The 11785-nt window shown below is 37.6% G+C and carries 7 protein-coding genes; all 7 read right to left on the reverse strand.

Annotated features, from left to right (window positions below; all coding sequences use genetic code 11):
• The 7 genes from BHV83_RS03275 to BHV83_RS03305 all read right to left on the reverse strand — a co-directional run bounded on the left by BHV83_RS03275 (position 1) and on the right by BHV83_RS03305 (position 10971).
• Entirely contained in the window at positions 1 to 813 is an 813-nt protein-coding gene (locus BHV83_RS03275; RefSeq protein WP_122205530.1) for an alpha/beta hydrolase, read from the reverse strand.
• A 225-nt stretch (positions 814 to 1038) separates the two neighbouring features.
• Positions 1039 to 2307 (reverse strand): polysaccharide pyruvyl transferase family protein, encoded by a 1269-nt coding sequence (locus tag BHV83_RS03280; RefSeq protein ID WP_259324880.1) that lies wholly within the window; start codon positions 2305 to 2307, stop codon positions 1039 to 1041.
• A 7-nt stretch (positions 2308 to 2314) separates the two neighbouring features.
• Complete coding sequence (locus BHV83_RS03285; RefSeq protein ID WP_122205531.1) at positions 2315 to 4099, reverse strand: FAD-dependent oxidoreductase; 1785 nt, start codon at positions 4097 to 4099, stop codon at positions 2315 to 2317.
• Between the two features lie 62 nt (positions 4100 to 4161).
• Positions 4162 to 5820 (reverse strand): RagB/SusD family nutrient uptake outer membrane protein, encoded by a 1659-nt coding sequence (locus BHV83_RS03290; RefSeq protein WP_182387868.1) that lies wholly within the window; start codon positions 5818 to 5820, stop codon positions 4162 to 4164.
• A 13-nt stretch (positions 5821 to 5833) separates the two neighbouring features.
• On the reverse strand, positions 5834 to 9130 hold the full coding sequence (locus BHV83_RS03295; protein ID WP_122205533.1) for a TonB-dependent receptor: 3297 nt from the start codon (positions 9128 to 9130) through the stop codon (positions 5834 to 5836).
• A 183-nt stretch (positions 9131 to 9313) separates the two neighbouring features.
• Positions 9314 to 10363 (reverse strand): FecR family protein, encoded by a 1050-nt coding sequence (locus BHV83_RS03300; protein WP_122205534.1) that lies wholly within the window; start codon positions 10361 to 10363, stop codon positions 9314 to 9316.
• 56 nt (positions 10364 to 10419) lie between these two features.
• The gene (locus BHV83_RS03305) at positions 10420 to 10971 is read right to left on the reverse strand and encodes an RNA polymerase sigma-70 factor (RefSeq protein WP_122205535.1); all 552 of its coding nucleotides are present in this window, start codon (positions 10969 to 10971) and stop codon (positions 10420 to 10422) included.
• Positions 10972 to 11785: the final 814 nt, after the last annotated feature.

An 11785-nucleotide genomic window follows, 5' to 3' on the forward strand; every position in this document is an offset into this window, starting at 1 on the left:
TTAATCAGTGATTTTTATGTAGGTAAGCCATTTCTGTATCAGGTCTTTCACTTCCTGATAGTAGGTGAAGTCATACCGGAATCCCCAACCGTGTCCTCCACTGGGGAACATATAGAGAGAAGCCGGGATATGGTGTTCATTCAGCGCCGTATAATAAAGGATAGAGTTCAACGGCGGAACGGTCTGATCGTCATCGCTCAGCAGAAGCAAAGTCTTCGGTGTCTTATCATCCACCTGTTTCTGCAAGGAATAGCGGTCTACCAACTCCTTATTCTCGATATCTGTACCTAAAAGGTTCTTCTTGGAACCGCCATGTGTCGTCATATTATCGAAGCTGATCACCGGATAATAAAGGATTGCAAAGTCCGGCCGGTTGGCATCTACTGCAAGCGTACTGAGTGAAGCTGCCAAATGTCCGCCTGCCGACGAGCCGATCACTCCGACCTTATTCGCATCCAGATTCCATTTGGCTGCATTGCCCCGAATAACAGACATCGCTTTCTCCGCATCGCTCAGCGGAATCGTATGTACACCTTCCGGCATCCTGTATTTCAAAACGACTGCAACAAACCCATTCGAAGCGTACCATTTCGCCATATCATGCCCTTCATGATTCATCGCCAGCCCTCTATATCCGCCACCCGGACATATCAGCACCGCCGGCGCCGCTTTCCCGCCCTTCGCCGGATGATAAACAAAGATTTCCGCCTCGCCCGCTTCCGGCTTATCCGGCCAGAGCTTGAACTGTTCTACCTGCTGCCCCCATACCACGGGTACAAAGAACGATAAGAGAAGTAAAAGAATGTGTTTCATAAGGTATTAATTCTTAATCATTAACTGAGTTATTAAAAACAGGTGCTAATGTAACGAAAAAAAACAAATCCACCTATAGAGGGGGGACAAAAAGAAATAATATATCCCATTCTAGAAAACAAAAGACTTACATATCAGAGAACAAAGATGTACGTTTTTGTCCTTGAATATGTAAGTCTTTCCAGAAGGGAGATATCCATCTTAAAAAGATATTCCCGGATCTGTTTATAAGAATTGAGAAACAATTTTTACACCCATATCAAACAGTTCAGAGGCCTTATCCATTCCCCGTTTACAATACACCTGCGCACTGTCATAGTCAGAATAAACTTCCATCAGGCGATCGGCAATCTGTTTTCCTGTCGTGTTGTTAATCTCAAACACCCAATTATCGAAACCTAAATCATAATACATCTGCCCTTTTATCGTATCTTCTGGCTGGCGGAGGTAAAATGCAGGTGTCCCGTTCCGCAAAGAGATAATAGGAGAATGACATTCAAAGCTAAGGACACAGAAAGCTTTGCTATACAAAGAGGCAGCCTCATCCGGTAACCAATAACCGCGCTTGACGACATTCCTTTTAACATCATCCGGCAGCGGATCAATCAAAAGCTCATCCATAATATCGACCTGATAAGTCATTTCCGGACAAATAAGGACTTTATTCCCGGTTTCTCTTACCCAACGGACGATTGCTTCGCGAGCTTTGGCATGGTCGATCCCTTTCCATTTGTCATTCAATGCCGTTATTTCTGCAATCTGTTCCTCCGTATAGCTTTTCCTGCGGATCAACCAGTACGGTGTTTTACGCAACCGGGGAATCACACAAATAAATTTACGGTCTTCCAGATTATTGGCCGTTAAGAACGAATGAGCATTCTCTTCATTCTGAATATTCAGAGCGAAAGTGGCATCCGGAACAAAGCGGATTTCAGGCTTCGTTACCCCAGCTTCTTTCAGTTTCCCTATCGAGGCAGTCTCGCGGGTAAAAACAAACGATGCATCGTCCAGCAGGTTCTTCAATGAAGGAGATATATCCTGAATCGTTGTTCCATAGGTTCCGAAAGGTTTATCCGTAATTTTACGCCAAGCCTCCAAACAGTTGGCCGCCACAACTGATGGTCCCGATCCGTGAATAAAGACATCGGCACGATTGATAGCTTCCAGAATCTTATTGTCCGTAACCGTAAAATCTTTATCCGGATTGCCGTAAAGAATCTCTATATTCGGAAAATTCTTCTTCAATAATGCTTCCACCTTCTCGCTTTTGCTCCGTTTCCATAAAGTAATCGTTGCATCAGGCAAGTACATTTGCAAGATATGCAACAAACCTGGCGTATGGGCAATATCCCCAATATTCACATCCTGCCAGCCGGAAACTACCAATAAATATGGATTTTTCTTCTCTTCTTTCACCTTATTCAGGCAAGCCGGTAGGAGCAGTGCAGCAGAAAAAGCACCTGTCTGCTTTAAGAAAGTTCGCCTGTTCATCATGATAATCCTATTTCAATGAGTCCAACAATTCATTCAAATGTTTAGTATAAACTTCACGTGGCAAACAATTGTATTTTTTACAAAGTGCTGCTGCTACCGCAACGACTTCCCCCATCATACCGGTACAACGCTGAACTCGAACTGCCCCTAAAGCGATATGAGTAACACTTATGTTACGACCTGCCATAAATAAGTTCATAATATTTTTAGAATAAAAACATCTATAAGGAATAGTATATATATCCTCCTGTTTAAAAGGATGTTTTGCATAAGCAATAAATTCTCTACCTGGAAAATATTTTGCATTCAATTTATCTGGGTAATGCAAATCTATCCCCCAAGTCGTTGTTACAACAGCATCTGGATATTCATTCTTATATAGAATATCATTTTCTCTCAACACAAGATCTCCCATTAGCCGATAAGATTCTCTCTTTCCTGCCATATAAAGTAATTCAGATAATTTATATGTAGAATACTTTTCAGGTTTAAATGTTTTGATATAAGCCCAATTACTATAAATTGCCCTCATATTATGATCTCGTATTTCTTCTGCTTGGTCTACTGTATGCCACGTACTAAATCCACTTTCCCAATTCCATACAGACTGTGTAAGTTCAAAATGATAGTCCTTTGTAAAATTTAACATCCAAGATTCTATCGGAAATAAACTCTTCACATCCGTTTCTATTGCTTTCCATTGATTTGATGTTCCCATAACCAAATTATCTGCTTTATCCGGTGCAGAAGGTTCACCTGTTTGCTCTTTTGATTCTCTTCCATATCTATATTCTGCACCAGCCTTTATTCCAACCATTCCATCACCCGTACAATCGGCAAAGAATTTTCCTTTAACATAATACTTTTTTAGAGTCAACAAATCCATTCCTAACAATCCCTGTATTAAATTTTTATCTTGTCTCACATCTATGATATGCATATTTTCAAATAAAGTAATATTTTTCTCATTCACAACAATCCTTTTTCTTACAGTATCACGATACAACCTGTTGTCCCCTGAAATACCTGCCTCCCCGTTATCTATTTCACGAACGATCCTCCCTAATTTAGAATATTTATTATTAAAAGTGCTACCATCCATAGACACTTTTATCTCCGAACTACTATTTCCTCCTAAAACTGGACGATTATTAATTAAGGCCACTTTTAACCCTAACCTTGCAGCCTGAACAGCAGCGCAAATACCAGCAACACCACCTCCTGCAACAACCAAATCAAATTCTCTTTTCTCATAGATAATATTTTTATCAATTTCTCCGTACTTATTTCTATATTCATCTATAGTTTGCAAATCATCAGGTAATATTATCTTCTCTTTTGAAAAGCAAATTGCATCACAACGAGCATCAAATCCAGTAATATCCTGCAAGGATAATTCAATCATTGGTGCGTCTATTCGGATAGTTCCTCCATATTCCCAATGCCACCTATTTACTCCATCTGATCCAAAAATATGATCAATTGTATTTCCTTCTAACGAAATCATAAATTTGCCTGGTCCTCCTCCTTCGGGTATCCAATCTTTTGTTCTAGCCCAAACATGATACAGGCCTGTCTCAGGAAAAGCCAAAGACATAGTTGCATTTTGTACAGGTTCCCCTAAACCATGAGCCAAAAGATAAGGAGTGCCTACCTGATCAATAAACTGTGCATCAATACTCCACCCTCCCTTATTTGAAAATAACTCCGGTTCTACCCACACAATTGACTGCCCGTGCAAAGGGATTATTATCAACAAAAAAGAAAACAATAAAAATAATCTCATTTTCATATATATGAATATTAATATGAATTATCAGTCGGTTTTTATGTCAACCGACTGATAATATTATTTTAATAATTAGGATTTTGAATTAATAACTTATTAGTTTCAATCTCCAAACGAGGGATCGGGAATAAATAATCTCTATCTTTATTAAACTTCCGCATTTCTATAACACGCATTTCTGACTTATTCGCCACATTATCATAAGAAGGCGTACCCCATTCATCAATTTTAGGTGCAGAAGATAACAGCCCTTTAGGAATTCTACCATACAAATTTCCGGACATAACTTGTTCAGCAATCTTCCAACGAATAATATCAAAACGACGGGAACCTTCAAATGCAAGTTCATATCTACGTTCCTTCCTAATCACACTACGTAATTGCTCTTGTGTTTTTCCCCCATCTATCACTGGCATTCCAACCCTCTGACGCACAAGATTAATGGCATCATATACTGATGCATCGATTTTATTCGCTTCTATTTTGGCTTCAGCATACATTAATAAAACATCAGCATAACGCAATAAAATTATAGGTGTCTCCCCAACAGTCGGATCATTTTGCGACCATTCTGCATATTTACGCCAGCAATAACCAGAAAATGTAGCATAAGCATTCAATGCATCTTGATTTGCAACTCGGGTTGCCGGATTTGTATTATAATTCCAGCACTCAATACTATCCTTATGAGATTCAAACTGATACCCTCCAAATACAGATCCCGGTACTACACAAGTATAACCTAATCGAGGATCTCTATTTTCAAATGGTTTCTGCGGATTATATAAAGGAGACTTGTCTATAGACAGTCCATCTATACATTCATACGAATCAATCAAAGCTTGAGTCGGTATTTTAGAGGAATATCCTTTGGCCATACGCGTAGTAATCCCATTAGGACCATATGTACTATATTGATAAAGGTATTGCAAACTAAAAATTACTTCCTTTGTTTTTTGCTGCTCACCATTCTTAAATAGGGATTCGTAATTTTCAGCAAGTGCATATCCCAACTCCATTACCTCTAATGACGATTGTATAGCTTCATCCCATTGCTGATTATGTAATGCTATTTTTGCACGCAAAGCAAGTGCTGCTCCCTTAGATGCACGTCCTAATTCTTTATCTGAGATTTCGACTGGTAAAATAGAGGCAGCTTCATTAAGCTCCTTTAATAAATAATCTACAATCTCTGCTTTATCTGTTTTTGCCATCTGGGTTTCCTCTATACGAGTAATCGGTTTCGTAGGGAAAGGGACATCTCCAAACAACTCAGTCAGCCAAAAGTAATGAAATGCACGAATAAATTTAGCCTCTGCTAAAATACGATTATAAATATCCTCTGATGTATTTTCTTTACCACGAATCATATTTTCAATGATAAAATTACAACGTCCTATACCTAAATAATATTGGCTCCAGAAAGAAGACATTAAAGAATTATTGCTGTCATGCTGACCATTCCCTGCCGTTATCCAAGACTGTTCGGCCCTCTCCCAACCATTATCAGATAAACATTCCATCAATATGACAGAAGGAAACGAATAGCCTTGTGTTGTTTTTAATGTCGCATATGCTCCCTGTATAGCCATCTCCATTTCAGCCTGCGTAGATAAGAAGTTACTATCTGAAGGACTATCAAGCGGAAACTTTTCCAATCCGTTATCACATGAAAAAAGAGAAACAATACAACTAATCAATACTACATATATTCTTGTTTTCATAACCTGTATTTGACTAAAATTTAACATCCAAACCAACAGAATACAATTTTACCTGAGGATAAAAACTGCCAATGCCAACAGGAGCCTCTACATCATAACCATCCCAGAAATTATCTATTGTAAATAAGTTCTGTCCACTGACATACACTCTAAGATTTTTTATAAATATCTTAGACAACAATGATTTAGGGATTGTATAACCGACCTGAAGGTTTTTCAATCGCAGATAAGCTGCACTTTTCATCCAGAACGTTGAATTCTTTTCATTATTTATTTCATTAAAAGCAAGACGAGGGAATGTTGCATTCGGGTTTTCCGAAGTCCAGTAATCCTTATGCATCTCTAAAGCCGTTCCTCCCATAATGAAAGGCATCGTCGCATTGCCGTACAAATAACCGTCCGCTTTCCCTACCCCTTGCCAGAACATACTCAAATCAAATCCTTTCCAACTCGCGTTGAGATTTAAACTGAAATTAAACCGTGGGATAGTACTTCCTATAATTTTCTCATCTTTATCATCAATCACACCATCCTTATTCTGATCTTTATACTTGATATCTCCAGGACCAAAATTGCCATACTGCGTTGCATATAGATATTTACCATTCTCGTCATAATCCGATTCCTGAATGAAGCCTATTGCTTCAAGTCCATACAGTGAATTAATCGGATAACCTTCATTACTGACAGTTAATCCTGTTCTCTTTACTCCCTTCAGATCAACAACTTCATTCCGTACATCTGATAAAACAAAAGTTGCACCATATTGAAAATCAGAGATATTATCACGCCAAGAAAAACTTAAATCCCAACCCTTATTATCTACAACTCCCGCATTTTGATATGGAGCATTAAGTCCTGTGAATTTAGGGATATCCAATTTCAACAAAATATCAGACGTTCTACGGACATAATAATCAAAAGTCATCGACAACTTCGAGAACAAAGACATATCCAAACCGATGTTTGTCATCGTCGTTTTTTCCCATGAAATATCCGGATTTGCCATATCTGACAGATAAGCGGATGACATTGCTTGGCCACCCATTATATTCGTACCATACGTAACGAATGAGGCAAAAGAGTAATTACCGATCAACTGGTTCCCTAATTGTCCCCATGAAGCTCTAAGTTTGACATTATCAACTACATTCTTAAAAGGCTCCCAAAAAGCCTCTTCCGAAATTCTCCATCCTGCAGAAAAGGACGGGAACACCCCCCATTTATTGCCGGAAGCAAAACGAGAAGAACCATCATAACGAATATTGGCCTCAAATAGATATTTACTTTTATAATCATAATTCAACCTTCCATAAAAAGAACGTAACACCCATTCATCGCCAGATCCTTCATTCTTCATATCTTCAATAGATCCGGCATTCAGTACAGGATATTGAGGAAATACATAGTCGGAGCGACTCGCAGAAATCCATTTCCCGGTATAAGATTCATGAGAGAAGCCGACCAGAGCTTTTACATTATGGTCTCCAAAAGTTTTATTAAAATTCAACATTGCCTTAAAATCCTGATTCAAACTATTTGTCTTTTTCTCTGAAAGAGAAGCCTTCGCCGGTTTTTCATAAGCAATGTTCCCATTAGGATAATAAGTTTTTATCGAATTAGTAAACTTAATATTTTCTTTAGGAACAAAATGCAGAGAATAAGAGCCATCAAAAGTCAGCCAATCAGTAAATTTATAATTTACACTTCCTGTTGCAGCCAAAGAAGGTGTATTTTCTTTATTTAGCCCACTCTGATAGATTTTAGCATAAGGATTATCACCATCCCAACCGATCCCCATCAATCCATTAGAATGAATTGCAGGCTGAGTCGCAGGCATACGGTTCAGCCAATATAAAATACCACTATGCTCTTCAGATAAACCTGACGAAGGTTCTTCCGCTTTCATTAATCTGCCATATACATCAAATTTTACAGATAAGCGTTTCGACAATTGCATATCTGTATTAAACCGGGCTGTATAACGCTTATAATTAGTATTATCCACGATACCAGTCTGATCATAATAACCGATAGCAGCCAGAACACGCATTTTTTCAGATCCACCATTTAATGTTAAAAAATGACTCTGCTGGAAACCACTTCCGTTATAAATCAACTTCTGCCAATCTGTATTAGGATAATTATCCCGATCTGTTCCTTTTATTGTGTTATTAATCTGCTCCTCACTAAAGACAGGGCTTTTACCAACGTTGACATTTGCAATATTCATCATTTGCATATGACTTACGGCATCTACCGGATCTCGTAGATCTGTAGGATTCTGCCATCCGGCATAGCCGCTATACGAGACAGAAAATTCTCCCGTCTTTGCCCTTTTTGTCGTTATCAAAATAACACCATTCGCAGCTCTCGAACCATAGATAGCTGAAGATGCAGCATCTTTTAGAACGGATATCGACTCTATCAAATTGGGATCGACATTATTTATTCCCATTTCCATACCGTCCACAAGAACCAATGGGTCAGAATTATTTAAGGTACCAATACCACGAATACGAATAGTTCCGCCATCTTTACCAGGTTGCCCTGATGTTTGCGTGACTGTCACACCCGGCATAACCCCTTGTAAAGCCATAGAAGACTGCCCAACCATTTTTTTTGACAAGTCTTCTGAAGATACCATAGTAACAGCTCCTGTAAGATTTGCTTTCTTTTGTGTACCATAACCTACCACTACAACTTCATCTATAAATTGAGTATTTTCTTTTAAACATATTTCACTACAATCCTTTTGAGAAATAAGCTGTGTTATATATCCTATATAACTAACTTCCAGCATACTGTTCTCATCAACAGAAAGAGAAAATTTGCCATCAATATCCGTTACAGTCCCATTCGTTGTTCCCTTTTCTATCACATTAGCTCCAATAATGGGTTCCCCATTAGTATCCTTAATAATACCTGTAACAACTCTTTTAATCGGATTAACACTAATTTGTTTCGTAATAATAATATGCTTACCAGTAATCTTATAAGCCAAATTATTATTCCTTGTAACCTCATTCAAGATTTCTGAAACCAGCTTATCCTTAACCTTCAAATTGATTCGCTGATTATTGTCAATTTCTTCACTTTTATAGAAAAACATAAATTCAGACTGCTTTTCTATTTGTGAAACAACATCATAAAATGTCCCGTTTTCCACTGCAACAGAAATACGATGCTCCTGAGCGTACGTTACTGCAGACACCTGAAGAATACCCGCCAAAATAAGTATTGCCGTGATTTTCATAATACGTGTAATTTTTAGTGACAGTAATCGACTGTCATCTCGTTCTTTTTTCATACATTTGGATGTTTTTATTATTAAATTGTCTCGTTCGCAGCGTTTTCCAGACAAGAGCGAAAGAGAACGGTTAACTAATTAAAAATGAATTTTGAATCGGGAAATGTCGCAGTCATTTTCCGATTCTGTTTTTAAATAACTGAAACTTTATGCATAGGCTATCAGATTTAATGATTTGACAAATTATTTACTTGTTATGAATATATCCTTTTTCACTCGTTTAAAAGTGAATTGCTTTTCATAATCAATAATTCGGAACACATCCAAGATATCCTGATCCAACGAAAATGTACCCGTATATCTGATTTTTTCTAAACGTTTATCATCCAGATGTATATTCACATTGTAATAATTTTCCAAACGTTTTACGATAGAGGCCAATGGTTCATCCTTAAACTTATATTCTCCATTAATCCAGGCATTTGACAACGATGCATTGACTTCTTGTAAAGAAACTGATCCAGTCGAATTATCAGACAATGCTTTCTGGTCAGGTTTTAAATACATACGGCTCATAGATTCTCCTCTTTCGTTGAATGCTTCCAACAAAATCCGGCCTGTCAAAAGTGTCACTTCGCTATACGATTCATGACCATAAGCCTGAACATTAAAAATTGTCCCCAATACTGTTATTTCTTGCTTTTTCAATTTAACGACGAAGGGTTTCTCTGAGTTTTTGGATACTTCAAAATAAGCTTCTCCATCCAAATAAACCTGGCGTTTTTCCCCATCAAAACTGGTAGGATAGCGAAAAGTAGTAGCTGCATTCAAAATAACCTTACTTCCATCCGAGAGAAGCACTGTATTGGCGCGTCCACCTTTTTGGACATGTATCTCATTATATACTAAGTCCTTTTCTGCTAAGTCAGACCGATGTATCTTTCCTTGGAACTCATGAATTCCCCAACCAGCACCAATTGCAAAGATTATAATGGCTGCATATTTTACACATGAAAACCATAAATCACGTGTTCGTGATTTGCCAAGGGAAGGGTTCTTCTCTTGGTATTTTTCTATGCGTGCAAGCATTCGTTGCCAACTTGCCTCATTTACCTCTTCCTTTGAGAAAAAGGAACGTCGACTGGAATCTGATATGCTTTTCAGCCCAAAGAAATAAGATTTATGTTCCACATCTTCTTCCAGCCAGGACTCTAAGTAATGAAGCTCTTCTTCATTTATATCCTGTTGCAAGAAACGGATTATTAATTCTTCTATGTTATATTTTTCAGACATTCCGATGTTCGTTTATATTATACACGATTATCTCTTCAGATCTACTTACGCAATTCTCAAAAATTTGAAAGAAAAATCAAACAGCTAAGCAAAATACCCCGTAAAATCTTCAATGCCTTATAAAGTTGTGCCTCCACCGTACGAGTGGAAATATTAAGCAGTACAGCTATTTCCGAAGTTTTTCGTTCTTCCAGATAGGACATTGTAAAGATTTCACGACACTTATCCGGCAACTTATCCATCTCTTTATAGATAAGCTCCAGGCGCTCGTCTTCCGCAAACAAGGATTGCAGATCGTCATTGTAATATATCTCTTCTATTTTTAATTTGGTAGTGACGGCATTAATATAATCACCTTTTACCTCCTGATGCTTCAGATAATCCAAACAGGCATGCTGAACGGAGCGATACAAATAAGTTTTAATCCCTTCTTTCAAGAACAAAAAAGTCCTCTTTTGCCAAACTTTAAGAAACACATCCTGCACCAAATCCTCTGCAGTAACAGCATTTACATACTTTCCAGCGTAGAAAATCAGCATTGGAGCAATTGATTTATATAACTCCTTGAACAGAATCAACTCTCGATCATCCTCCTTCGGTCTATCCATAACACATACTAACAAAGAAACGTTTCTACAAGTATAGACGATTTATCCGGGAAAACTACTTACGGAAAAGTTATATTTTTACTTATAAGAGGCTTTTTAACGATTGAAAGAAGAAAGTTTACCTTATGTTGAATAAAGACATCTCTCCTTATTGGCATATTGTCACATGAGTCATGTTGATTTCTTACCTTCTTTCCCTTATTGTAATTAATAGTTTATTTAACATTAGAATGACTTAATGATAGAATAAATTCAGACATCGCTTTTTCTTGGACAAAGCGAGTTTTTCTCCATCTATTTGCCGTTTATCACCACAAAGACGATCGTCGTTACCATGAACCAGGCAACTCACGGCAACAAAGACGGTTGTAAAGCAGAGCTGAAGTCCAAATGATATGCCTCTACTTCAATCCCGAATATCGGAATCAGAGCAAAAAGTAAGATGAAAACAAATTGAATTTTCAGATAAAATAGAAAAAAGCAAAAAAAAGGGTTATTGTAATTTGCCATATAACAAACTATTCCTGAATAATAGAAACAACCAACTTTAGCTCTATAAAAAAACAGCATCCTAATAATACTCCATCACCACAAATAAAAATAACTTTATTTTCAATAAAAGGCTTATTCGCCAGCAATTAATTTTTATTGGAAGTCCAATAACACTATTTAGTACCTTAACCCTTGACAAGTTCGGACAAACCCGTATCTTTGCATTGTGGTTTTTTCATAATAGTATTAGATTTAAGGTTAACAAAGTTTGGTTAGGGGTTGTCGTGAGACAGCCTTTAATTGTTTATAGGGGTTTCTTTTG

The organism is Parabacteroides sp. merdae-related_45_40, from assembly GCF_001915675.1.

Excerpts from the sequence above, each read along its gene's own strand:
- BHV83_RS03275 (WP_122205530.1), bottom strand. The coding sequence starts at position 813 with ATGAAACACATTCTTTTACTTCTCTTATCGTTCTTTGTACCCGTGGTA.
- BHV83_RS03295 (WP_122205533.1), bottom strand. The coding sequence starts at position 9,130 with ATGAAAAAAGAACGAGATGACAGTCGATTACTGTCACTAAAAATTACA.
- BHV83_RS03280 (WP_259324880.1), bottom strand. The coding sequence starts at position 2,307 with ATGATGAACAGGCGAACTTTCTTAAAGCAGACAGGTGCTTTTTCTGCT.
- BHV83_RS03290 (WP_182387868.1), bottom strand. The coding sequence starts at position 5,820 with ATGAAAACAAGAATATATGTAGTATTGATTAGTTGTATTGTTTCTCTT.
- BHV83_RS03285 (WP_122205531.1), bottom strand. The coding sequence starts at position 4,099 with ATGAAAATGAGATTATTTTTATTGTTTTCTTTTTTGTTGATAATAATC.
- BHV83_RS03300 (WP_122205534.1), bottom strand. The coding sequence starts at position 10,363 with ATGTCTGAAAAATATAACATAGAAGAATTAATAATCCGTTTCTTGCAA.
- BHV83_RS03305 (WP_122205535.1), bottom strand. The coding sequence starts at position 10,971 with ATGGATAGACCGAAGGAGGATGATCGAGAGTTGATTCTGTTCAAGGAG.